Source organism: Paenibacillus sp. ACRRX, from assembly GCF_022346885.1.
GTDB lineage: Bacteria > Bacillota > Bacilli > Paenibacillales > Paenibacillaceae > Paenibacillus_B.
In genome coordinates this window covers 72,526-95,970 of sequence record NZ_JAKRNK010000004.1, presented here as the reverse complement: position 1 = coordinate 95,970, position 23,445 = coordinate 72,526, and the positions used below count along the sequence as shown (strand labels likewise).

Annotated in this window: 21 protein-coding genes; 18 read left to right on the top strand and 3 right to left on the bottom strand. The window is 46.4% G+C overall.

Annotated elements, in window-relative coordinates; genetic code table 11:
- Position 1 precedes the first annotated feature (1 nt).
- The 4 genes from MH117_RS13655 to MH117_RS13640 are packed head-to-tail and all read left to right on the top strand — an operon-like array spanning position 2 to position 5,660.
- The gene (locus MH117_RS13655) at positions 2–1,264 is read left to right on the top strand and encodes an MFS transporter (RefSeq protein ID WP_239329309.1); all 1,263 of its coding nucleotides are present in this window, start codon (positions 2–4) and stop codon (positions 1,262–1,264) included.
- Positions 1,265–1,287: 23 nt separating this feature from the next.
- Positions 1,288–2,553 (top strand): MFS transporter, encoded by a 1,266-nt coding sequence (locus MH117_RS13650; RefSeq protein WP_239329308.1) that lies wholly within the window; start codon positions 1,288–1,290, stop codon positions 2,551–2,553.
- 4 nt (positions 2,554–2,557) lie between these two features.
- Complete coding sequence (locus MH117_RS13645) at positions 2,558–3,262, top strand: ABC transporter ATP-binding protein (RefSeq protein ID WP_239329307.1); 705 nt, start codon at positions 2,558–2,560, stop codon at positions 3,260–3,262.
- Between the two features lie 25 nt (positions 3,263–3,287).
- On the top strand, positions 3,288–5,660 hold the full coding sequence (locus MH117_RS13640) for an ABC transporter permease (protein WP_239329306.1): 2,373 nt from the start codon (positions 3,288–3,290) through the stop codon (positions 5,658–5,660).
- A gap of 361 nt (positions 5,661–6,021) precedes the next feature.
- Here MH117_RS13640 and MH117_RS13635 read toward each other — a convergent pair whose 3' ends face one another.
- The gene (locus MH117_RS13635; protein ID WP_239329304.1) at positions 6,022–7,374 is read right to left on the bottom strand and encodes a C39 family peptidase; all 1,353 of its coding nucleotides are present in this window, start codon (positions 7,372–7,374) and stop codon (positions 6,022–6,024) included.
- A gap of 347 nt (positions 7,375–7,721) precedes the next feature.
- Between MH117_RS13635 and MH117_RS13630 the strand changes: the two genes are divergently transcribed.
- From MH117_RS13630 to MH117_RS13600, 7 genes are all read left to right on the top strand, one after another.
- Positions 7,722–8,603, top strand: coding sequence for an ROK family protein (locus MH117_RS13630; protein ID WP_239329303.1), 882 nt, complete (start codon positions 7,722–7,724; stop codon positions 8,601–8,603).
- A gap of 219 nt (positions 8,604–8,822) precedes the next feature.
- Positions 8,823–9,590 (top strand): dethiobiotin synthase, encoded by a 768-nt coding sequence (bioD, locus tag MH117_RS13625; RefSeq protein ID WP_239329302.1) that lies wholly within the window; start codon positions 8,823–8,825, stop codon positions 9,588–9,590.
- Positions 9,591–9,683: 93 nt separating this feature from the next.
- Positions 9,684–10,688 (top strand): biotin synthase BioB, encoded by a 1,005-nt coding sequence (gene bioB / locus MH117_RS13620; protein ID WP_239329301.1) that lies wholly within the window; start codon positions 9,684–9,686, stop codon positions 10,686–10,688.
- Positions 10,676–11,950 (top strand): aminotransferase class I/II-fold pyridoxal phosphate-dependent enzyme, encoded by a 1,275-nt coding sequence (locus MH117_RS13615; protein ID WP_239329300.1) that lies wholly within the window; start codon positions 10,676–10,678, stop codon positions 11,948–11,950. The genes bioB and MH117_RS13615 overlap by 13 nt, the downstream gene beginning before the upstream one ends.
- Entirely contained in the window at positions 11,922–12,992 is a 1,071-nt protein-coding gene (locus MH117_RS13610; RefSeq protein ID WP_239329299.1) for an alpha/beta hydrolase, read from the top strand. Before MH117_RS13615 ends, MH117_RS13610 begins: the two co-directional genes overlap by 29 nt.
- Positions 12,961–13,989, top strand: a complete 1,029-nt coding sequence (locus MH117_RS13605; RefSeq protein WP_239329298.1) for a methyltransferase — start codon at positions 12,961–12,963, stop codon at positions 13,987–13,989. Before MH117_RS13610 ends, MH117_RS13605 begins: the two co-directional genes overlap by 32 nt.
- Before the next feature lie 60 nt (positions 13,990–14,049).
- A complete protein-coding gene (locus MH117_RS13600; RefSeq protein WP_239329297.1) occupies positions 14,050–14,313 on the top strand; it encodes a hypothetical protein in 264 nt (87 codons plus the stop codon).
- Positions 14,314–14,361: 48 nt separating this feature from the next.
- Here the strand turns inward: MH117_RS13600 and pfkB are convergent, their stop codons facing one another.
- Both pfkB and MH117_RS13590 read right to left on the bottom strand, forming a co-directional pair.
- The gene (pfkB, locus tag MH117_RS13595) at positions 14,362–15,297 is read right to left on the bottom strand and encodes a 1-phosphofructokinase (protein ID WP_239329295.1); all 936 of its coding nucleotides are present in this window, start codon (positions 15,295–15,297) and stop codon (positions 14,362–14,364) included.
- Positions 15,298–15,483: 186 nt separating this feature from the next.
- Positions 15,484–16,362 carry a class II fructose-bisphosphate aldolase gene (locus MH117_RS13590; RefSeq protein WP_239329293.1) on the bottom strand — a complete coding sequence of 293 codons (879 nt, stop codon included), beginning with the start codon at positions 16,360–16,362 and terminating at the stop codon, positions 15,484–15,486.
- 92 nt (positions 16,363–16,454) lie between these two features.
- On the opposite strand from MH117_RS13590, the gene MH117_RS13585 reads away from it, so the two are divergent.
- From MH117_RS13585 to MH117_RS13555, 7 genes are all read left to right on the top strand, one after another.
- Positions 16,455–17,510, top strand: a complete 1,056-nt coding sequence (locus MH117_RS13585; protein ID WP_239329291.1) for an SIS domain-containing protein — start codon at positions 16,455–16,457, stop codon at positions 17,508–17,510.
- A gap of 43 nt (positions 17,511–17,553) precedes the next feature.
- Positions 17,554–18,339, top strand: coding sequence for a DeoR/GlpR family DNA-binding transcription regulator (locus tag MH117_RS13580; protein WP_239329289.1), 786 nt, complete (start codon positions 17,554–17,556; stop codon positions 18,337–18,339).
- Between the two features lie 292 nt (positions 18,340–18,631).
- Positions 18,632–18,802 carry a hypothetical protein gene (locus MH117_RS13575; protein ID WP_239329288.1) on the top strand — a complete coding sequence of 57 codons (171 nt, stop codon included), beginning with the start codon at positions 18,632–18,634 and terminating at the stop codon, positions 18,800–18,802.
- Positions 18,803–19,534: 732 nt separating this feature from the next.
- On the top strand, positions 19,535–20,017 hold the full coding sequence (locus MH117_RS13570; protein WP_239329287.1) for a PTS sugar transporter subunit IIA: 483 nt from the start codon (positions 19,535–19,537) through the stop codon (positions 20,015–20,017).
- A 67-nt stretch (positions 20,018–20,084) separates the two neighbouring features.
- The gene (locus tag MH117_RS13565) at positions 20,085–20,345 is read left to right on the top strand and encodes an HPr family phosphocarrier protein (RefSeq protein WP_239329286.1); all 261 of its coding nucleotides are present in this window, start codon (positions 20,085–20,087) and stop codon (positions 20,343–20,345) included.
- Positions 20,346–20,490: 145 nt separating this feature from the next.
- On the top strand, positions 20,491–22,230 hold the full coding sequence (gene ptsP, locus MH117_RS13560) for a phosphoenolpyruvate--protein phosphotransferase (RefSeq protein ID WP_239329285.1): 1,740 nt from the start codon (positions 20,491–20,493) through the stop codon (positions 22,228–22,230).
- 257 nt (positions 22,231–22,487) lie between these two features.
- The gene (locus MH117_RS13555; RefSeq protein ID WP_239329284.1) at positions 22,488–23,348 is read left to right on the top strand and encodes a PRD domain-containing protein; all 861 of its coding nucleotides are present in this window, start codon (positions 22,488–22,490) and stop codon (positions 23,346–23,348) included.
- The last annotated feature ends 97 nt before the right edge of the window (positions 23,349–23,445 follow it).

The following is a 23,445-nucleotide window of genomic DNA, read 5'->3' as shown; positions in this document are numbered from 1 at the left end:
CATGGGAATGCAGAACGAGCGATTCACGATAATTCGTATCGTCCTATACGCAGCAGTTGTCTATAATGTAGCGGTTTGGGTTGATCTTGTCTCGATGTTGAATTATTGGGGCTTTCACAACACGTCAACACCCATCCAGCTAGGTGTATTGGTGATGAGTTTCTCAGGTTCAATGGCTCTGGCATCTGTTTTGGGGAACGGACTTCATCATAAGTATTATGAACTTGTAATGATAATAGCAGCGATGACCAGTGGTATTATTATGGTTTTTCAATTGCTAAATCAGTCTTTTACGATTGCTATTTTACTCATTATCCTCAAAGGTGGATTAATTGGACTATTTATAAATGGTCAGACGGGCATATGGAAGCAGATGGGGGACCCCATTCAATATGCTGCTGTTGACAGTCAATTTGAACGGCTGGCGGCTATCATCAAATTTGCAGGGCCTCTAGCTGCCGGAGTCTGTGTTATGATATGGCCCCCACAAGCGGCGTTGTGGCTAGCAGCGGCCGTTTATACCGCTGCAGCTGCTCCTGTTGTATATCTACTCATACGTTATGGCTCTGCGAGACATTTGCAAGTGCCGCAAGTGAAGGAAGATGACGGCAAGCAGCTTGATGTAGAACAGCCAGCTGCAGCACCAGCAGATTGGGATGCAAGAATCTACCTCATCCTGGGACTAATCATTCTGGCTTCAATGTCCTTTTTTGTGACCGTTGGCGACTCACAGCTCGTTGTTCTGTTTCGAGATATTTTCGCTTGGAATGATGCCAGTATGGTCGCATTTGTAATGGCTGCAGCGGGTTTAGGAACTTTGCTCGTTCGTACAGGGTTGGAATCCCCCGACACCAAGACCCCATTTAAGGCACTTACCTTTTCTTCCCTCGGATTGTCTGCTGTATTTTTGATTGTAACCTGGTGTATGCATCTTCAAGTGAATGTATTGTGGTTTCTCGTACTGTTTTTTGCTGGCGGCGTGTGCTGGCAGATTGGTTTCTCGCTTTATCTGAATAAGCTGATGCGCAATGAACCAGCAGGAAAGATGACCATTATATTTGGTGCGGTCATGGCGGTGACCTACATTTTGGGCCCGCTCTTTGGCGGGTACGGCGTAGCCTGGATCGGAGTAGTGAACACCTACTATATTTCAGGATTGTGTATGCTTAGTTTTGGTCTGATATGTAGTGTGGTTTACTTGTTGATCCACTTTAAACGCACAAAGGGGCAATCCGCATCTCATTCTTTAAGTTCCGAGAATTAAAGTGAAAGAGAGAAGGGAACAGCGTGGAAACAGCGAAACCACAAGGCTTGTTGGCGAATAAGAATGTTGTATATTTATTGTCTGCTCAATTATTTTCAGCTATAGGGGACGGTATTTTCCTGTTGGCTATTCTAGCGTTATTCGGGATTCAGAAAGAAGCCTCCCCGATGGAAATGGCTTATATTACGCTGGCTCTAGGGCTCCCATTTGTGATCTTTGGTCCATTAACGGGGGTATTGGCCGACAAGTTTGATCGTAAAAAAATAATGATTTTATCGGATCTGGCCCGTTTTGTGCTTATGTTAGCTGTTGCTGTTACGAATGAAGCCTGGCTGATTTATGTCCTGTTGTTTTTAAAAGGTGTGTTTGAATCGCTGTTCACACCCGCCAAAAACGGGAAGTTAAAGGAGTACGTCCCTAATGAACAAATGGATCAAATCGTCAGTATATCGACCATTATTGATTATGGCTCCAAAATTGTGGGTCCTGCTGTTGGGGGTGTGCTGGTAGCAGCCACAAGCATTCAACTAGCGTTTTATCTAGACGCTGCTTCCTTCCTCATTTCAGCCATGTTCCTGATGGGACTGTCAAAGCGGACTGTACCGGTAGAAACGAGTCAAGATAAGAAGGACGAATCCTTCCTGCTGCTCTTTAAAAATGGGTTGTCCTTTATTCGGAAAACACCTGCCTTGATGTATGGGGCTATCGCCTTTAGTATTGCAATGCTCGTTCTGACCTTAACCGATACCCAACTGGTTGTATTGATGCGTCAATTATCAGGAGTATCGATGTCACTGTTTGGTGTTGTGATGGGGGCTATCGGATTGGGGACTTTAGCGGTGGCAGCCATGCTGTCAAAGGCCAAGATTAAGGGTGCCATTCTATACATGTCATTAGGCTGTTTAGGTACGGGAGGAGCCTTTTTTTGTATCACGTTGTTCACCAAGCTGCAATTGATTGGGCAGTGGTTATGGTATCCGGCATTTGGTTTGGTGGGCGGGTGCTTCGCAGCACTTGTGTTTGTTCCATTTCAAGTCATGGCGCAGAAGCTGACGCCTGAGTCTTATACAAGCCGTGTCTTTGGTGTTATTGGGAGCCTTAGCACTTTTGCTACGATTGTTGGTCCTTTGATGGGGGGCGTGCTGATTGATTTGTACGGGGTATTTGCAATCTACTACATCGTCAGTGGTTTGTTGGTGTTAACGAGCGTATTGCTTGCTGTCCTCCATATGACTGACAGCAGGAAAAAGACAGAGCAAGTAGTGATGGAGGGTTTTGATGGGAGGTGACCGCATGAATTTGATCACGATCAACGATGTCAGCAAAGTTTATGGCGAGAAAGAGAGTCAAATATATGCATTAAATCAGGTTACACTTCAAATCAAAAAAAATGATTTTGTCGTGCTGCTTGGTCCAAGCGGCTCGGGAAAGTCCACATTGCTTCATGTGATATCTGGTTTGGAGCGGCCAGATCAAGGCGAGATTTATTTTGGGACAGATCTTTTAACAGGCTACAATGACAAACAATTGCTCGAATTCCGCCGTAAGTATACCGGTTATATTTTTCAGCAGTATCATTTGATTCCCAATTTGACGGTTCAAGAAAATATTGAAATCGGAAAGTATCTTAATGAGGACAGCCTGGATGTTAAAGAAATTACAACGGAGCTGAATATTGATCATTTAAGAGCACGATTTCCATATGAGTTGTCCGGAGGGCAGCAGCAGCGAGTGGCGATCGCCAGAGCGTTGATCAAAAAGCCAGCCTTGTTGTTTTGCGACGAGGCAACAGGCGCGCTGGATGAAAAGAACGCAAAGCAAGTATTAGCTTGTTTGCAAAGCCTCCAACAGAAATATGGTCTTACCATTGTATTTGTCACCCATCATGCTGGAATTTCCAAAATGGCCCGTCACATTATAAAGATGAATAGTGGAAAATTGGTTGAACAAGTAATTAATGATCACCCGCTTCAAGCCGAAGAGATTAGCTGGGGATAACGTTGGCGATAAAGGATGTGTTGTAATGAAGCATGTACTGACATTTATATGGCGTGACATGAGAAAGAATCGTGTGCAAATCGGACTGGTGCTGCTCCTTATTGCAGTTACATCCTTTATCTTTTTTTTCATTAGATATGCTTCTGATGGAATAAGTGCGGAATACAAACGATTTGCAGAAACACAACATCAGGAGCATTTTTCTTTTCACCCGAATTTATCCGTTGGCTTGAATGATGATCAGCAGCGGCAAATCCTTAATCAAGCAGCGATTCCCGAGCAAGAGCTTGAACAGTACGGTTTTGACAATCTACTCCAAATTCACAACCTGAGATTAGACAATGAGGCAGCGGTGCTAGTATCCGAATTAAGCAAGCAATATTCATTTGAATTTGAGAAGATTCGTTTCAAACAGGCTGAAGAGAATGGCTTTCGTTATCGGTGGCTAACGGATGCGGACAGTCGAGCTATTAACCAGGTTCAGGTCATAGAAGGCAGATTGCCAGCGCGAAATGGTGAAATTGCTATTATAGCAACGACATTGGGACAGAGAAAGTTGGCGACAGGCGAATCCTTGTCCATTGGAGGGCATACCTATCACATTGTAGGTAAGGTAAGTTCGCCAGATCATATACGTCAGTATGCAGTGGATCAAGATTATTTTTTGCCTATCTTTGTGAGCTCTAGCCAATACGAAAGTATGACGGGTGATGAAGGCTCTTATTATGCTGGACGCTTCCGAGACGGCGAACAGCATGAAGATAGGGTACACCAAATGGCAAATGATGCGCTCTTTGCCTCTTTTCTGCCGATTGCAGAACACGCAGAAGCCGTAGAGCTTATCCAGGCTGTTATATCTAACTCGGGTATGTCCAACATCTTCCTACTAACACTGACGCTGCTTTGTACCGGAGTATTCCTCATGTTCCTTAATCGCCGCTTGCGGCTGCAGCAGCAGTCTTGGGGCTGCCTCATCGCGATGGGATATTCACGCGCCAAGCTGATGGGGATGTACATGTTGAATAATCTGTTGTTCAGTTTCTTAGGTGTGTTAGTGGGCCTGAGCCTGGCTTATTTTGCTGCTGATCTGCTCATTCAACAGTTCCAATCTCAATACGTGCTGCCTTCATATCCCAAATTGATCGGCGTTGACTCTTTGTTAATAGGCAGTGGCTCGATTGTGATTGTCTTTAATGGAGCGGCTTTCTGGATGCTGCATCGATTTATGCAGCAAGATGTGGCTGCACTGCTTTTTGCCCGCCAAAAGAATGAACATGTCAATGTTCTGACGAAGTGGGTTAGCCGTGCTACAGTGAGACTGCCGTTTATCCAACGTGTCAAACTACAAATGTCGGCAAGAAGCCTAAAAATGATCTTGCTCATTGGTATAACCGTTTGCCTATCCTCTATTTTATTTATTATGGGTTTGTCTCTGAATCAATCCAGTACGAATGCGGTAGAACATCGAATGCAAGGAATCCATTACCGATATGATGTTCAATATGATAAGCCAGGGTTGTCTTCCTCTCATGAGCAGCGCAATCCTTATTATTTACTGAGAGATAAACGGCTGTTTTGGACTGATAGCAGCGGTGTGCTGAAAGATACCAAAATGAATGTACTTGCATTTGACGGAAATGAAACATGGTTGGCCCTGACAGATGTGGCAGGGAAAGAGTTAAATGCCAAGTTGAGCGATGGAATCATTATGACAACCGCTAAAGCGGAGCTGCTTGGGATACGTGTAGGGGATACCCTGCAGCTTCACCTCGGCAATAAAAAAATCAACATTCAGATTACAGGCCTAAGCGGCAATGGGAATCCAGCTATTATTTATATGAACAAATCGAAGCTTGCTGATGAACTTGGCATCTCACGGGATATTTATAATGGTGTGTTCACCAATACAGTCGAGTCTGGGCAGCGTCAATCAGAAGGCTTTCATATTGTGACTGTGGAGAATTTACGCGAGCAGATGAAGGCGCAGGCCTCATCCTCGCAGCTGAGTGCTGTCATTAATCAAATACTTGGCGGTGTTATTGCCGTCATTATGATTTGGCTGATTACGTTGATTACTGTGGAAGAGAACAAAAGAAATATGGCGCTGCTCCATATGCTAGGATACAAACAACGTGAAATTGGAAAAATGCTATTAAATATATATGTATGGGTTCTGATCGTTGCTTATATAGTGCTTACTCCACTGGCTATTGTGGTGGTGCGAGCCATTTTGGACAGCGTATCCCAAAGCACACATGACTATATCCCTCTTGTTTATAATGGCTTCACCTTTGTTGTGGTATTGGCTGCTATTTTGCTCATTTATTATGTAGTGTTGTCAGTTGCGAGACGAATACATGCCCGTACAGCTTCAAGCGGTTCTATTGCCAGAACATAGATGGTGCCTGACCATTTGTGGTTCTGGCAGGTCTGGAAACAACGAATCTCCACCGTCTTGGCTGCTTGCGGTGGGGATTCGTTGTTTCTCGTTGCTGAGCTAGTAAAAAATAGAGCTGCCCAGCGAAGGGAAGCTCTATACTCACGAGCGTTTGTGAAACGGAGGACGACGTGTTAATCCTCTTTAAACGCGAGTGATACAAATATAGGATGTTAATAGATTTTGTAAATTAAGCATTTTGTATGAGTCCGAGCCCTTGCTGTGTAAATACTTCTTGGTACAAGAGGGGACGATTTCCTATCTTTTGTCGTTTGTGTGACCATATGTAACATGGTTAGCACGACGCTACGAAAGAAGGTCCCTATTCACTTTTAGGCAAAATGGTAATCGCCTGGCTGCCCATCTGTTCCCATCCACGGCGGAAAGCTTCACGTTCCACTTTATTTTTGCGGCCAAGCGGATCATGGACATAGACATAATGCTCGTCGTACCCTGTCACAAGCAAGGAATGCTCGTAATAAGTGACCTTGATCGGGCCCGTTGGTGTCTGCCAAGTACGCCATGCGGAAGCAGGAACTTGATCGTACAAAGTGGTATGGATCACCCAAATCGGTGAGCCCTGTGCGACCGTAAACAGCAGATGTTCAAAGGAAGTACCCGTTATATCTGCAACCCGGCCTGGCAAATAAGATTCCGCCAACTTGGCAATCGGTTCATGGTACACACCAAGTCCAGGATTGCTGATGGAGTACATATCTCCTACAAACCCGTCATGCGGGTTGCCGAAGTAGGTATTGTTGCCATCCATTCGGAAGGTAGAAGGGTCCTTCTTAATCTTCTTAGCCAACTCCATCTTGCCTACTTGAACCCCTTCGTTCTGAAGCAGCATGGCAAGAACGGTAACCTCGCAACCGCGAGGCAGCTCTGGAAGTTGGAGAATTAACGGCGCTCCATTGTAGCGGAACGACTTAGGCAGGGGCTTGGCTGGATCAAACATCGCATGCTTCCCTCGGTACTTGACCGATCTGCCGGGCGCTTGACGTGCATAGGCAACTGCTTCACTCCATGTACGGAACAATGCCTGAAAATGGCCTTGGACTTCCACGGAGTAGGAACCAAAAGATTCGTAAGCTAAATAGGCGGTCAACTCTTTTTTCCAATCCGCCCATTGTTTGTCCGCAGGGGGATCTTCATCGCGAGATAGGAGAACTAATCCGTTCTTCACATGGATGTAGCGCCCAAATGTCTCACTTGCTGCACGCAGCGGAACATATGCGATTCCGTCTCTCATCTGTGGAGCTGTTCCCAACTTATAATTTAGCTTCTTGCCAGAATGGACAGCATGGGCTTGCTTCGATTGATAAACTATCTTACGTTCGTCCGATGCAAGTGTAATGTTGCCATTGTTGGTGTCATAGCTGACTTCCGCATCAAAGTTCCTCGCTAGAAAGCGTGCCGGAACTAGCGTCTCCCCTTGCAGTGTGAATGGCGCTGCGCGTGAGGTACTCTCATCAATCGGAATCAGATATCTGCCAGCACGAGCTGTGTTGCTGTACAGCATCAGCACGACGTCATCGCCAGGCATTTCAAAGGAGAAAAACGAATTGCCTTTGCCCAACTTGGAAGCAAACAAATATTGTATCGGAAACGCACACAGTGCTAGTAATATAAAAAACAGCAGCCAGCGGTTAAGCTGTCGAACAAAGCGTGGCACTTCAAGCTCCCCCTAAATAAGTCATACTGTTAACTATGTATCGGCTAAAATGTCACATTTCTTTAGGACAAGCGTACCTTGAGTCTAGTAAATTTGCAATGCTCAGATGTTATATATTTTGAAATGGAGATATTAATCATGTATCACTGTCTATCCCACTTAATTGGAATGTGGACATTACATTGGTGAGCGATAACATCTGCTGTTGGATTCAAGTACCCTAAATGTTATAATTAAAGGTGGAAGCGTTATCTTGTGAAGAGAGCGCAAGGTAATGCAAGTTGGAGAGAGAACAAGAGCAATTGCAAACACTAGAGAGCAGGCACGGAGAGCGAGGAGAAACCTACATGACAGTATTAGGAGCAATTGAAGGCGGCGGTACGAAGTTTGTAGTAGGCATTGGTACACCGGACGGTAAGATTGAAGACTTGCAGTCTTTTCCAACGACAACACCTGAGGAAACGATGGGCAGAACGGTTGAATATTTTGCAGATAAGGGCGTCAGTGCAATCGGTTTTGGTTCGTTTGGTCCTGTTGACTTGAACCGCCAAAGTGCTACTTACGGGCATATCGCTTTAACACCGAAGCCCCATTGGAGCCATTACGATGTAGTTGGACATTTGAAACGTTACTTTGATGTGCCGATCGGCTTTGATACAGATGTAAATGCAGCGGCTCTTGGTGAAGCGACCTGGGGTGCGGCTAAAGGCTTGAACAGCTGCTTATATATTACAGTAGGAACAGGCATCGGTGCAGGGGCAGTCGTGGAAGGAAAGCTTGTCCACGGTCTGACACATCCAGAGATGGGCCATATTCTAGTTCCTCGTCATCCAGAAGATACGTATACCGGTAAGTGTCCATACCACGCAGATTGTTTGGAGGGCCTGGCAGCAGGACCTGCTATTGAAGCGCGTTGGGGAGTGAAAGCCTACGAGCTTGCCGAGGATCACAAGGCATGGGAATTCCAAGCGTACTATCTGGCACAGGCACTGATGAATTACATTCTCATTATGTCGCCGCAGAAGATTATCCTGGGCGGTGGTGTATCGAAGCAGACGCATTTGCTGCCGCGTATACGGGAACAGCTTCGTACGCTGCTTAATGGATATGTGCATCATCCAGCTATATTGGAGCAGGCTGATCAATATATCGTTACACCAGGATTGCAAGATCGTGCAGGTATTACAGGTTCAATTGCGCTTGCCTTGCAGGCATTGGAAGATAAGTAAGGTACTATAGGGAATACAGCTAAGCCGCAATCAACGGCATGTCTTGGGACATGTCGTTGATTGCGGCTTTATTTGTTGTACCAGCTTATCATTCTCGCATACTTGATGTGCAAACAGATCTGATGATTGTAACTAATGAGTGATTACGATAGAATATATTCTTGAAACGTTAACTAGAATATAAATAAAATAAGTTTACATATAGAGGTGGTGAAGTAAATGTCCGTCATAAAAGGGCGGCAGGATGGCCTTTTTGTTTCATCGACAGGAACGGAAATAGGCAAAACAATAGCTGTTTCTGGCATATCAGCGTGGTTTAAGGCTCATATGAAACGTCCTCCTCAAGTGTGGAAGCCCGTGCAAAGTGGGGTTCAGTTGGGAGATGTGATTGCAGATAGTTATCGATTGAAACATGGTGGATGGTTAACGAATGTGCCGGAAAAGGAGATTGTATCGTCGACGTTCAGGGCTCCCTTAGCACCTATGGCTGCAGCGAGGCGTGAACAGTCAGCTATTTCCTATACCTCTTTGATAGAAGAAGGCAGAGTGCGCATGGGGCGACAGGGGCCACTGCTTATTGAAGGCGCTGGTGGTGTTGCAGTACCTTTTACACCCAGCAAGACGATGGCGCACTTGGCTGCCGATCTGGGGCTGCCGATGATGATTGTGGCAGCGCCGCTGCTGGGTACGATTAGCCATACCGTAACTGCCATTCATTATGCGCGTTATTGCGGGGTACAAGAAATTAAGGTTGTGATAGGAGGAGTGACACCTCAGATCCAAGATGAAAGTCTACCTGATGTGAAGGAAAATGCAGCGATTATCGAAGAACTGACTGGTGTTCCTGTTTTGGGAATTATGCCGTGGCTGCCGCACCCAGTGACCTATTCTGAAGTAGAATGGCGCCTTTGGCGAGAAGAATGGGTTCAAGCTATGGAAGAACAGACCGTTTGGACGGACTGGCTAAGACAATGCTTGCGTACATAAATAGACATAAACATGATATCTGACGAATTTATCTTATGGAATGCTGTCTGGACAATGGCAGCAGTCTAACAACAAACAAGGAGGATGGTGGAGATGACAACTACAGCGGCTACGACAGTACACGACTGGGAGGCACTCGCCAAAAAAGCAATTGCAGGGGATATATTAACGAAGGAAGAAGCGCTTTCGGTAATTCGAGCTGAGGACAGGGAACTGCTTGCCATCATGGCTGCCGCGTATCAAGTGCGTCATCATTATTATGGAAACAAAGTGAAGCTCAATTTGATTATTAACGCGAAGAGCGGCTTGTGTCCAGAAGACTGTGGGTATTGCTCGCAATCCCGTATATCCGAGGCTCCTGTAACGAAGTATCCTTTATTGGAAAAAGAAGTGCTGGTAGATGGCGCACGTAAGGCAATGGACATGCAAGTAGGTACGTATTGTATTGTTGCCAGCGGTCGTGGTCCAACCCCGCGTGAGGTGGATCAAGTAGTAGCTGCTGTGGAGGAGATTAAATCGACGATGCCGATGAAGATTTGCGCCTGCCTAGGCATTTTGACAGATGAGCAGGCTGAGCGATTAAAGGCGGCAGGAGTTGACCGCTATAACCATAACCTTAATACAAGCGAAGATCATTATTCGCATATTACTTCTACTCATACCTATAATGATCGGATCGATACGGTTGAAATTGCAAAGCAAGCAGGAATGTCTCCTTGTTCTGGTGTCATTATAGGTATGGGCGAGACAGATGAACAGCTCGTACAAGTTGCGTTTGCCCTTCGCGAATTGGATGCTGATTCAATTCCCGTAAATTTTTTGAACCCGATCCCGGGCACCCCGCTTGCTAACTTGTCCAATTTGAGTCCTAGGCGCTGCCTGAAGGTACTTGCCTTATTCCGATTTGTGTGCCCCTCCAAAGAAATCAGAGCTTCCGGTGGCAGGGAAGTAAATCTGCGCTCAATGCAGGTAATGGCTTTATACGCAGCTAATTCGGTGTTTGTAGGAGACTATTTGACGACTGAGGGACAAGAGGCTTTGGCAGATTACGGGATGATAGAAGATTTGGGGTTTGAAATCGAACGATGCGCGCTATAGATTGCTTTTATGCAGCACGGCAGGAGCGATATGCTTGGATGCAAGAGGAACTGGATGATTGGGATAATGGGAGTCGAATGCGTGTCCTGCAAGTGACACGTTGGTTGGAAAATGGCTGGATGGAGCGTGAAGGAAAACGGCTTTTCAATTTGGCGTCTAATCATTACCTCGGACTTTGCCCATGGCTGGACGAAGCGACTTTGATGAATGTGAAAACGGACTGCTTTGCGGCAGGCGAAGCGGGCGTGCGTATAGGTTCAGGTGCTTCACGGCTCGTTGTCGGACATGACCCTCTACATGCGGAGCTGGAACAGGATATGGCCAACTTTAAGCAAAGAGATCGGTGTCTCGTCTTTTCAAGCGGATATATGGCGAATGTAGGGGTTATTAGTGCGCTGGTTGGCAGGCATGATACTGTATTCAGTGATCGGTTGAATCATGCAAGCCTTATCGATGGGGCAGTACTGAGCCGAGCCGAGCATATTCGTTATTCGCATCGTGACATGAATCGGTTGGAACATAGTCTTCGAAAATGGAGCGGTGATCGTGTAACTCGGCATAAAGGGCTGATTGTGACGGATGGGATATTCAGCATGGATGGAACGGTTGCACCGCTTGAAGAGCTAGTCGTCTTGGCAGAGCGGTACGGTACCATGCTTATGGTTGACGAGGCGCACAGCGGCGGCGTGTACGGCGTCGGTGGACGAGGGTTGTGTCACGCCGTTGGCGTTCATCAGCGCGTAGATGTGGTCATGGGCACGTTCGGCAAAGCCTTTGGTGCCTTTGGCGCCTATGTTGCAGCGGATGAGGTCTTAATTCGCTATCTGATTAACCGTGCGCGTACACTGGTATACAGCACTGGGCTGCCGCCGCTTATGGCGGCAATCGTACGCAGGCGGCTGCGCGAGGTACAGGCCGCCGACGAGGCGCGCGACCGGCTGATACGCCATGTGGCGCTATTTCGGGCGCGGCTGCGCGCGGGCGGACTTCACACCGGCGCGGGCGACAGCCATATTGTGCCGGTGCTGCTTGGCAGCGACAGGCATGCTGTCGCTGCGGGGCAAGCGTTGGCGGAGGCTGGCGTCGCTGGCATTGCCATTCGGCCGCCGACTGTGCCTGAAGGATCGGCGCGTATTCGCTTTGCGCCGATGGCATCGCATCAGGAGTCGGACTTAATCTGGGCTGCCGATCAGATCGTGCAGGTGGTTGGGAGCTTGAAGGAGGATGCGACTGATGAATCCAATGAATCCATGTTTCAGTGATGAGGATGAACAGGATCTTTGTCTGTGGATTCATGGCTGGGGAGTATCCGCGGATATTTGGCGGACTGCTGCGGAGTCGTTTCCTCATTTTGAACATCATTATATCTCGTTCCGTGACTGTCAAACGGTCGAGGAGATGATAGATGCAGTACGTCTGCTGCCAGAGATTGCAGCAGCAGGCAGAAGCAGGCGGCGCTTTCATGTGATTGGCTGGTCCATGGGGGGCATGCTTGCAATTGATGCTGCCGTAGGATGGCTGTCAAATCGAGCTCAAGGCCAGACTCAAAAACAAACTCAGAAACAGATTAAAGATCAGATTAAAGATCAGATTCAAAACCAGGCTAGAAAAGTAATTGAAGCGCAACAAAACAGGACAACTACGGACGTTGAAGTAATAAGCAGTTGTGTTGATTTTGCAGATTCAGCGATTGGAGATAAGGACAGAGCAAAAAGAAGCGCAGCAGATGAAAGTATGACAAATGCGGAACTAATTAGCGTGGTTCTGGTAGGTACCACGTTGAGCTTTGTGGACGATACAGGTGCAGCAGGCTGGCCGAAGCGGATTGTAGAAAGGATGCGTACACGGTTGCTGCAATCAGCCGAACTCGTTCTACACGATTTTCAGGCCAAGTTCTGGTCGGCGTCCGAGCGTGGGGGCGCCGACTTGCAGCCAGTGCCTGCGCTTAGCCGGCAGCCGCTGGCTGCAGCAGACTTTTCGCCAGCAGGCTTGAATGCAGGGTTAGCATATCTTCTGCAAGCAGATCTGCATGAAGCCTGGTCGCGGCTGCGCAGCACGGACGTACCTGTGCTGTGGCTGCATGGTGCAGAAGACCCGTTATGTCCACTGCGTGCACAGGAGCGAGCCGCAGCATACCGAGGGCGCGGCAAGCTGGCCATGCGTGTCATTGCTTCAGCTGGCCACGCACCATTTTTGACAGCGCGGGACCATTGGAATCAGGAGCTGAGTGCATGGTTCCAATATCTGAGCGTGCGAAAGGAGGGCGAGCAGCATGAAACTACACCAGCTTTTTCCGACCAATAAGGATCAAGCTCCATCTGCCATGAACCTCTTACGTAATGATGTGGCCCCACATGTTACTGTCATTGATAAGCGACTCGTGAAGCGACGCTTTGATCGCCACGCCCATGAGTATGATAAGTACATAGATATACAGCGTGATATGATTCGGCTACTGTTGGATAATCCTGTCATGCGAGCATATATTGAGCTGCATCAGAGGAAATACGAGCAATTACAAGCACCAGCAGCAATTCTGGATATCGGCTGCGGCACGGGCTCACTGATGGCAGCTATACTTGGAGCGCTGCCACGGTCCACTATTTCCTTATTGGACTTATCTCCTAACATGCTTCAGCAGGCTGTTGCTAAGATTACGAGTCTGGCGGGCCAAGATTGTATAAAAGACATTGTAGCAGCTGATGCGGAGTTATGGCTGATGGAGAATGCCTACTTGCGGTATGATTTGATCCTTTCGAGCGCTGCATTTCAATGGTTTAATGCGCCTCAGCGCACTCTGCTGGCAGCCAGTAAAAGCTTGCATCCTGGAGGTCTGTTGGCTTTTACGACATTTTTGCCTGGAACATTGCAAGAATTACACGATTGTTGTGCAGCTGCTGACCAGTATTGCCAATATGAACATACCGCACGTGGCCAAAATTACCCTGACGGTAGCAGTTGGACACGTTGGCTAGATGAGGCATGTGTCAATATGCCAGTTACTTCTACAGAAGGTGTATCTATAGTGAGGGGATCGGCGGCATCGCAGTTATTACAGACTCGGTACTGGTGGTCTGAACATGAGCTTACATATAGGTATCCTAACGTTGAAACACTATTACAGCATATAAGGCGGGTCGGAGCAGGCAATTCACTTGCGTCACAGAGCATGCCTGTGAGCAAGAAGTGGCTGCATGCTTTAAAACATGAATATCTCAAACGATATCGATGTGGAGCGGTGGAAGAGATTCAGGCGACCTACCGGGTTGCAGTCGGATGTGTTCATGCCTTGAGCAATTAAGCTAGGGGCTAGCCTTTATTGGTTTAAGATGTGATCATTCTGGTTAATGTAATGAGATGAATGATGGCTGGAAGCATGGCATACCGAGGTGATGATGTGGGAAAGTCAACACGTAAAGAAATCAGCGTAGATACAGAGAGATATGAAGTCCGCTGCGCTGGAGACACGTATCGATCCAAGACATTGGATTGGGCAAGGCAGTATGCGGTCAGAATATGCATTCCCAACGGCTTGCCTTTTGTGATTTGGGACCGTGAGCTGGATATTGCTGTTATTGAAGTGCAATTAACATCACGCTCAATAAGCGAATATTTATCCACGTAAATAAAAAATATGCCGTCTGCACCAGGGTGCATGACGGCTCTTTGCGATTTATCCCTCAATCAGTGTAACCTCTACCTGCTTCATCAACGAACCGATGTCTTCCAGACGTACTAGACCTGCTGCTGGCATGAGTGCGTTGGCAGTACCGCAAGCAGCCCCCATGCGAAGCTGATCAATCGGCGGCAGCCCGCGCTTATCGGCAACTACAATACCTGCAAGCATCGAATCACCACAGCCAACCGTATTAACGACATCCACCTTTGGTATTGTCACGCGGTAGATACGATGATTAAGGCCTGCGATCGCTCCTTGTCCACCTAGTGAAACGACTACGTTTAAGACCCCTTGCTCCATTAAACGAGCGATTGCCTCGATTACCGAATGTTCATCTGCGGTTGTTCCACCGGTTAGTCTTAGCACCTCGTGCTCGTTAGGCTTAATCAGAAGTGGCTTCGCCTCAACTCCCGCAAGGAGCGCATCTCCGCTTGCGTCCAGTACCGGTACGGCGCCCGCATCTTGAATAAGCTTAATACAGTTTGCATAGAAGGTCGGATGGCAGCCTTGCGGCAAGCTTCCTGACAGAATAACATGGCTGGAACGTCGTGCCAGCATGCTAATCTTGGTCTTCATCGCTTCCTGTGTAGATTCATTTAGCACGGGTCCCTGTTCCAGCAATTCCGTCTGAGTACCGGACAACGGATCAATAATATTGAGACAAATCCGAGATTCTCCATCAACAGAGATAAAGTCATGGTTAATTCCTTCTTGGAATAGCTGCTCTTGAATAAACATCCCATTGTATCCAGCTACAATTCCGCTTGCTGTCACGTCTTCTTTCAGCGTTCGGATCACACGTGCGACATTAATTCCTTTGCCGCCAGCGCAAGCGTGCATATTTTGAATACGGTAAAGCTGGTTAGGTTGAAACTGAGAGGTCACATAAGTCTTGTCGATTGCCGCATTCATCGTTACGGTCGTAATCATCCGTATACTCCCCCAACTTTCTGCTATCCAGCACAGTAAGAGATGGGAACGAGCCGAATCGCCACCATCATCGAAGTGCTATCATAATAAGTGAAGAAAGACTTTCCAACGACATATGCCGAAAGCTGGAAAGTCTATCTCCATCATCTATTTATTATATCGTCGAATCAAGTAAAAGTTTTAAGCTTACGTAGCTGTCAACATGAACTCTGCCTTACCGCCGCAGCCTGCCATTGCGATCTTCTCTTTCGCGAGTGCTTTCACAGCTGCTTTGGCGGGAACCATATATTTGCGCGGATCATTCTCGTCTGGGTTGGCATCAAATACGGCTTTAATTGCATTGGAGAACGCAATCCTGAGTTCTGTAGCGACGTTCATCTTCGACATGCCTAATTTTACGCAGCGCTTTACTTGTTCTTCAGGGATACCTGATCCCCCGTGCAGCACAAGTGGAACACTGACGATCCGCTGAATCTCTTCCAAACGTCCAAAGGCGATATGGGGCTCACCTTTATAAATGCCATGTGCTGTTCCTATTGCAGGAGCGAGGGTAGGTACCCCGGTCTCTTCGACAAAGCGTAGACATTCTTCTGGTACCGCTAAACGGGCATCCTCATCTTCCACCACAATGTCGTCTTCCACACCGCCTACTTTGCCCAATTCAGCCTCAACATTGACGCCTGCAGCTTGTGCGACTTTGACAACCTCCAGCGTGCGGCGCACGTTGTCTTCATAGGGATGCATGGATGCATCGATCATGACGGATGTGTATCCAGCGCGGATGCATTTAACAATTAAGGAGTAGTCAGTGCAGTGATCAAGGTGAAGGGAAATAGGAATGTTGGCGAGCTTGGCGGCAGTCTGGGCTGCTGCAACGATGTATTCAGGTCCAAGGTGTTTGACGGTTCCGACAGTTGTCTGCAAAATGAGCGGAGCGCTCATTTCCTCAGCTGCATCTACGACAGCCTGCAGCATCTCCAATGTATGAACGTTAAAAGCGGTGATAGCAAAACGTTGTTCCCTGGCTGCTTGGAGCATAACGGTGGAACTGATGAGATGACCCATAATTGCATATCCTCCTACAATATAATGATTGAAACAATCAAAATAATGACTTATAATTTCATTAACATGATTATAAAGGAGGCTCTTTATCCATGTCAAACGTGAATATGCATACGTATAACGAGATTTGTGCTCAAAGTGAAGCATTGCATGCAGCTTGGGAGCAGCTTAGAAACCAACAAGATTGGCTGAGAAAATATATTGGAAATACGCAGTTTGAGCAGGTCATATTTATCGGCTCTGGATCATCGTGGTATCAGGCAATGACAATGGCAGCTGCTTATCGTGCTTGGACGGGGCGCCCCGCAGCTGCGCACCCTTCATCGGACCTGTTTTTGTTCCGCAATCAGACGGTTACATCTGCACTAAACACCTTATTGGTTGGTGTATCAAGATCCGGTGAGTCTCATGAAGTCATTTTGGCTTTGGAATCGGTACAAGACTTAACGAACTGGACGACTTGCGGCATTACGTGTTACACGGACAGTAAAATGGCCAAAATGACGGAGTGCCTGGTGTCACCGCTTGGACAGGAGAAAAGTACAGTGATGACCAAATCGCTCAGCAGCATGACCTTTATGATGCAGGCTGCGATTGCACAGGCTTATGGTCATCATCAAGCCATACAACAGTTAGAAGCAATCCTGCAGTCTAATGAATCCATCGTTACAAAGGCAGACAAGGCTGCCCGCAAATGGGTGGAATCCAATTCGTTTACGAAGACTATCTATTTAGGGATGGGTTCTATGTATGGTTTGGCACTGGAGGCTTGTCTGAAGCTAAAAGAAATGACATATACATGGACCGAAGCCTACGGTACGCTGGAGTTTCGTCATGGTCCCAAGTCGATTGTGGATGCAGATACACAAGTAATCTTGCTGTTATCTGAGCAGGCTCGTGATTATGAATTAAAAGTTGCCAAAGAAATGAAGCAGTACGGAGCAAGTATAGTCCTTGTCGCTGCGCGTGAAGGCGAAGATACACAATTTGCAGACTATGTGATGAATATCGGCCATGCTGAACTGATGGATGATGCAAGGTCTGTGTTGTATTTGCCATTTGTGCAGTACAATGGATATTATACAGCAGTTGCGCGCGGATTGAACCCGGATGATCCTCGCAACTTGACTCAATTTGTATCTATTTAAATAAAGAATCGACGCGAGACCAGAATAGGAGAGAACAGGAAGAATGAATGACTCGATGTCTAAGGGCGAACTCCGCCGTCATCAGATCATGCAAGAGTTGAAGCAGCATGGTCGTATTTCAATTGCAGAGATCATAGAGCAATTTGATTGCTCCGAGGCGACGGCAAGACGAGACTTGGACCTGTTAGAGCGTAACGGTGAGCTTATCCGTACAATTGGCGGCGCATTATATGAAGGCGGCAGCGCTGTTCGGGAAGTGACATTCCAGGAAAAAAAGAGCATGCTCTGGCTGGAGAAAGAAGCTATTGCAAAACGTGCTGTTGACTATATTGAAGAAGGCGACAGTATCTGCTTAACTGGTGGCACAACCACTTATCTGATTGCCAAGCTGTTGAAACAGCGGCAGGGGATTACAGTTGTAACTAATGCGGTTAATATTGCGATGGAACTTTCGGACAGTGAGGGCCTACAAGTTGTTGTGATTGGTGGTGTGATGCGCAACAATTCGTTTGAGCTGTGTGGGCCGCTTGCGGAGCGGACGATCGAGCATTTAAATATTGAGAAGTTGTTTATGGGGATAGATGGATTCTCGATTACAAAAGGGATTACAACTTATTCTGAGCTTGAAGCACAAACCGCACGTATGCTGATGCGTCAGGCTGAAGCTACTTATGCGGTATTTGACCATACGAAAGTTGGGCGAGCCTCCTTATTTTCAGTTGCAGGCGTGGGGGAGTTAACAGGAGTTGTTACAGATCGTGCTTTGTCGGAAGAAATGAACACGAAGCTGATGAAGGATGGTATAGAGGTAGCTTACGCGATACTGTGATGATCATGATGTGTGATGCCGTAAATAATTGAATAAGTAATAGAATAATTAACATCATTAATAAATCAATAAATCGTCGGATAAGAGTATACCCTTTAAAATGAAGGAAGTTAATTTTGGGTATTTTGAGTACTATAATCCCTTACTATATCTATATAGATAAATGGACGTTAAGCGGATTATCGAAGCGAAACATCGAAGCGAAACAACCAGGCGAAATTTATGTTAACCGGGGAGAGAACTCTCCGGTTATTTGCATTCGCATGAACTGAATTACGAAATATATGTTGAGTTGAGTTACGGATCGTATAATGAAGTGTGTGACGAGTTGAGTTGCGAATCATATGATGAACGATATAACGAGTTGAGTTACGGACCGTATGACGAACAGTTTAACGAGTGGGGTTACGAATCATATGATGAAGTGTATGACGAGTTGAATTATGAATCATATGACGAATAGTATGATGAGTCGGATTAGAATTAGGAATCATTGAACTGTGGCTTATGCTGCTACGAGAGTAAGGCGGGTAATCATGCTTATTTCCTACTAATGAGGAGATAATGTGGTACTTAAGCTGGAGTACCAGTCTTAATTATAGCTGCCTATCGATTTACAGCGCATATAGCACATATATTGAAGCAAATGAAGCACATAAGACGGAAATGTGGCCTTATACTATGAATTACTGCGACAATTGCAGTGAATAAGCCTAATAATCGGCCTTAAGTTGATCTATTTGATAAGTTAGGAACCTACCTGTATGTGTCTAAATTGCAACAGTGAGAGGATAAAAGCCAATAAATATCGTTAGCATCTGAATCCCATTTCGCTTCAAGTGCGTAATACAGGGTAATGAATCGTATGAATTGCACGCAACAGGAGCATCTTAAGAGTACGAAAAGTCCGCACTGCTGTTGTGTAACTTAGCACATACTGGCAATACATCTGTAGCCGCCTTGCTCGCTTGCATCCGCCGATTCAGCATGTTAGAATGAGTGATGAATTTTACACTGCAAGATAGCGTGTTACTAGTACGACTAGGCATGAGCTAAGCGGCTGTTCACGGAGTGAACCGCATGCTTCAGCGCATGCCTTTTTTGATTTTGTTGTGTAGCCGCAGAAGAGAGCTTGAGGACAACATCAGATACAGCATCGCGGACAATAATATGGACTGATCGAGGAGGAATTCTCATGTTTGGATTTGGGAAAAAGAAAAAATCGATTTCAATTACAGCACCTATTACAGGTAAAGTAGTACCATTGGAGCAAGTTCCAGACCCGGCTTTTGCTCAAAAAATTATCGGTGACGGCATTGCGATCGAGCCTGAACAAGGCAGCCTGGTTGCACCTTTCGACGGACACGTTATTCATTTGATCGACACGCATCACTCCCTGGTGCTCGGACATGAGTCCGGCCTGGAATTACTCGTTCATATCGGGGTAAACACAGTTTCACTGCAAGGCAAACCGTTCACAACCTATGTGAAATCAGGTGACAAAGTTAAAAAAGGCGACAAACTGATTGATTTTGATATCGCCCAAATTAAAGAAGCAGGATTGCCTGTCATCACACCGATCATTGTTGCTAACGGCGATATTGTAGCTGAACTGAAAGTAAACCAAGGCCAAGCAACAGCCAACTCATCTGAATTGATGGAGATCATCTTAAAATAAATTAACCTGCACAATTAAGCAGAAGCATTTGGATTCACATTTTACTAAAGAACAGGAGCAAACGAAAATGGAAAAACAATTTACAATTAAGAACCCACAAGGTATTCACGCGCGTCCGGCTGGCGCTATCATGAAGAAAGCAAGCGAATTCGCTAATGCGCAAATTTCCTTGGAATTTAACGGACGTAAAGTGAGCGCTAAAAGTATTACTGGCGTGTTGACACTAGGTATGAAAGCGGGCGATTCCGTTACCGTTATTACAGACGGTGAGCAAGCTGCAGAAGCGCTTGAAGCTGTTGGCAGCATCATAGAGTCTGTGCTTGATTAATTGATTTTCGATTCAATCAGACGGGGAAAGAAGAACTAAGTCCTTGGTCGTTAATATTAATAGTCATCAATTTCAATACAGAGATAAGAAACCTTACTATACACGCGTTATGTATTATATCTTCTAAAGGAGTGGAGAAACCGACATGCAACTTAAAGGGATCGCAGCAGCATCTGGCTATGCAATTGGACCGGCATTTATTATGCAAGAGCAAACAACTGTAGTTGAACGCAAGCAGATTCCAGCAGCAGATGTGGACGCGGAAGCGACACGTTTGCAACAGGCTGTTAATCAAGCAATGGCGGAATTAGAGCAGATCAAGGAAGATACTGCAGCGAAGCTTGGCGAGCACCATGCGGAGATCTTTGCGACGCATATTTTAGTGCTTCAAGATGAGGAATTTATCGGGCAAGCAATTGAAAAGGTACGTTCGGAAGCTGTGAATGCTGAATATGCATTACAGGAAGTGACCCAACAATTGGTCGATATATTTACAAGTATGGACAATGAGTATATGCGCGAGCGTGCATCTGATTTCCGTGATGTAAGCCAACGTGTTCTCAGTGTGTTGACGGGTAAGCGATCCGCATCGCTGAACGATTTTCATGAAGCAGTTGTCCTGTTTGCTCATGACTTGACGCCGTCTGATACCGCAACACTTGATCGCAGTAAAGTGGCTGGCTTCGCTACCAATATTGGCGGGCGCACATCGCACTCTGCCATTATGGCTCGTTCCATGGAGATCCCTGCTGTTGTCGGTCTTCAATCCGCTACCAATACGGTAAAAGACGGAGATATGATTATTCTGGACGGCGCACAAGGGATGATTCTGGTAAATCCGGATGCAGACACCTTGTCGACGTATGAACAGAAGAAAGCCAAGTTTGAGAAGCGACAAGAAGAAATGAAGCTGTACAAAGACAAGCCTTCAATCACGACTGATGGTCATGAAGTAGAGCTCGTTGCCAATATCGGCAATCCGCAGGATGCGCTTGGCGCCCGCAACAACGGTGCTGAGGGCGTTGGCTTGTTCCGTACGGAATTCCTTTATATGGGGCGCGATAGCTTCCCGACCGAAGAAGAGCAGTATCATAGCTATTCGACAGTAGTCGAAACGCTTGGAACTGATAAGCCAGTTGTCATCCGTACGTTGGATATAGGTGGCGACAAAGAGCTGCCTTATCTGGAACTGCCAAAGGAAATGAATCCTTTCTTAGGCTACCGTGCTATTCGTATCTGTCTGGATCGTAAGGATCTGTTTAAGACACAACTACGGGCTATTCTGCGTGCAAGTGCACACGGTAACATCAAGCTGATGTATCCGATGATCTCAACGCTTGCTGAGCTGCGCGCAGCTAATGAGATTCTGAAGGAAACCCAAGAAGAGCTTGATGCCGAAGGTATTGCTTACAACAAAAACATGGAGGTTGGCATGATGATCGAGGTACCAGCTGCCGCTATTATTGCGGATCAGTTGGCTAAGGAAGTTGACTTCTTCTCGATCGGCACAAACGACCTTGTTCAATATACGATGGCTGCAGATCGCATGAATGAGAAAGTGTCCCATCTGACACAGCCATTTAACCCAGCTGTGCTTCGCTTGATTCGTATGGTTATTGACGCGGCACATAAGGAAGGCAAATGGGCCGGCATGTGTGGCGAGATGGCCGGAAACTTGACAGCCATTCCAGTCTTGCTAGGTCTTGGCCTGGATGAGTTCAGCATGAGCGCAAGTTCTGTCTTGCCTGCGCGTGTTTTGATCAATCGTTTGAATCGCGATGAGCTTAAGCAGTTGGCAGAAGAGGCATTGATAATGGAACATGAAGAGGATATCCAACGTCTCGTTTACGATCGCGTACCTGCGGTTCAAGAATTGATGCTGTAGCACATATAGAAGGAAGGGCACAAATAGGCCCTTCCTCTATCACGTTTCTGACGATATATAATTTAAAATTGGGTAGTTCAAAATTGTTATTTTAGGGAAGTAGCTATATTTGGACAGGAAACTAAATATAATTATATTATGAGTTGACTTTCGAAAATGCTTGACTTAAAATGGGGTTACGTTTCGGCTGAACGCTAAGAAGCGAAAACGTTTCCACAACCAACTTCTCTTTGCATTACTCATGAGGAAGGAGCTTTATGTTGTCGGGCGAGCGTCGCTTTGAGATTATACGTGCATTAAGCAACAATGTCGTATTGGCAAACGATGTGTGGTCGAACAAAGAAACTATTCTCATGGGCAAGGGAATCGGGTTTGGTGCGAAGCCGAGCGCTTCCATAGAGCATTCCGATGCTCGCATTGAGAAGAAGTTCTCGCTGGCAAGTGAACAGCATTTATCACAGTATCAGATGATTCTGGAACAGATAGACGCCGAGGTTATTATGGTGTCCGAGCGAATTATTTCCTTGGTATCCGAACAACTGACTCCCGATCTGAACGAGCACATTCATCTGGCTCTTCCAAGCCATATTGAATATGCATTGTACCGAATCCGAAATGATATTTCGATAGAGAATCCGTTTCTTTGGGAAATACGCACGTTGAATCCTAAGGAGTATGAAGTAGCAACCCAAGCAGCCGAATTAATCGGGTCTGCATTTGGAGTTGTTATCCCGGAAGACGAGATCGGCTTCCTGACCATTCATATTCAATCTGCTGTTGCTCATGTTCCAGTAGGCAATGTGGTGCAGTACAATCACTTGCTGAAGGAGCTGGTCGTTCTTATAGAAGACCGACGAGGCAGTAAGATTCCTAAGGATAGTATCGATTACTTGAGGTTAATAACCCATTTACGATTTGCGATTGAGCGGATTCGTCAAGGTGAGCATTCACGTAATCCATTTCGGGATAAGCTGATGGATATGGTGCCGTATGAATTTGGAGTAGCGAAGGAATGCGGGGCATTAATGGCGAAGACGTTGAATATGAATGTATCAGACGATGAGGTCGCATACATTGCTATGCACCTGTACCGATTGTTTCAGAAGGACTTTGAATAATTCCACGTTACAAGCGTGTTACTAGTACGACTAGGCATGAGCTTGCGGGAATGTGTGACCTTTATCTATTACGGGTAAAGGTAATTACACACATGCT

Bases quoted from the DNA above. Each gene is read 5' to 3' on its own strand.
- MH117_RS13655 (WP_239329309.1), top strand. From the start codon at position 2: ATGGGAATGCAGAACGAGCGATTCACGATAATTCGTATCGTCCTATAC.
- MH117_RS13645 (WP_239329307.1), top strand. From the start codon at position 2,558: ATGAATTTGATCACGATCAACGATGTCAGCAAAGTTTATGGCGAGAAA.
- MH117_RS13640 (WP_239329306.1), top strand. From the start codon at position 3,288: ATGAAGCATGTACTGACATTTATATGGCGTGACATGAGAAAGAATCGT.
- MH117_RS13630 (WP_239329303.1), top strand. From the start codon at position 7,722: ATGACAGTATTAGGAGCAATTGAAGGCGGCGGTACGAAGTTTGTAGTA.
- bioD (WP_239329302.1), top strand. From the start codon at position 8,823: ATGTCCGTCATAAAAGGGCGGCAGGATGGCCTTTTTGTTTCATCGACA.
- bioB (WP_239329301.1), top strand. From the start codon at position 9,684: ATGACAACTACAGCGGCTACGACAGTACACGACTGGGAGGCACTCGCC.
- MH117_RS13615 (WP_239329300.1), top strand. From the start codon at position 10,676: ATGCGCGCTATAGATTGCTTTTATGCAGCACGGCAGGAGCGATATGCT.
- MH117_RS13610 (WP_239329299.1), top strand. From the start codon at position 11,922: ATGAATCCAATGAATCCATGTTTCAGTGATGAGGATGAACAGGATCTT.
- MH117_RS13605 (WP_239329298.1), top strand. From the start codon at position 12,961: ATGAAACTACACCAGCTTTTTCCGACCAATAAGGATCAAGCTCCATCT.
- MH117_RS13600 (WP_239329297.1), top strand. From the start codon at position 14,050: ATGATGGCTGGAAGCATGGCATACCGAGGTGATGATGTGGGAAAGTCA.
- pfkB (WP_239329295.1), bottom strand. From the start codon at position 15,297: ATGATTACGACCGTAACGATGAATGCGGCAATCGACAAGACTTATGTG.
- MH117_RS13590 (WP_239329293.1), bottom strand. From the start codon at position 16,362: ATGGGTCATCTCATCAGTTCCACCGTTATGCTCCAAGCAGCCAGGGAA.
- MH117_RS13585 (WP_239329291.1), top strand. From the start codon at position 16,455: ATGTCAAACGTGAATATGCATACGTATAACGAGATTTGTGCTCAAAGT.
- MH117_RS13580 (WP_239329289.1), top strand. From the start codon at position 17,554: ATGAATGACTCGATGTCTAAGGGCGAACTCCGCCGTCATCAGATCATG.
- MH117_RS13570 (WP_239329287.1), top strand. From the start codon at position 19,535: ATGTTTGGATTTGGGAAAAAGAAAAAATCGATTTCAATTACAGCACCT.
- MH117_RS13565 (WP_239329286.1), top strand. From the start codon at position 20,085: ATGGAAAAACAATTTACAATTAAGAACCCACAAGGTATTCACGCGCGT.
- ptsP (WP_239329285.1), top strand. From the start codon at position 20,491: ATGCAACTTAAAGGGATCGCAGCAGCATCTGGCTATGCAATTGGACCG.
- MH117_RS13555 (WP_239329284.1), top strand. From the start codon at position 22,488: ATGTTGTCGGGCGAGCGTCGCTTTGAGATTATACGTGCATTAAGCAAC.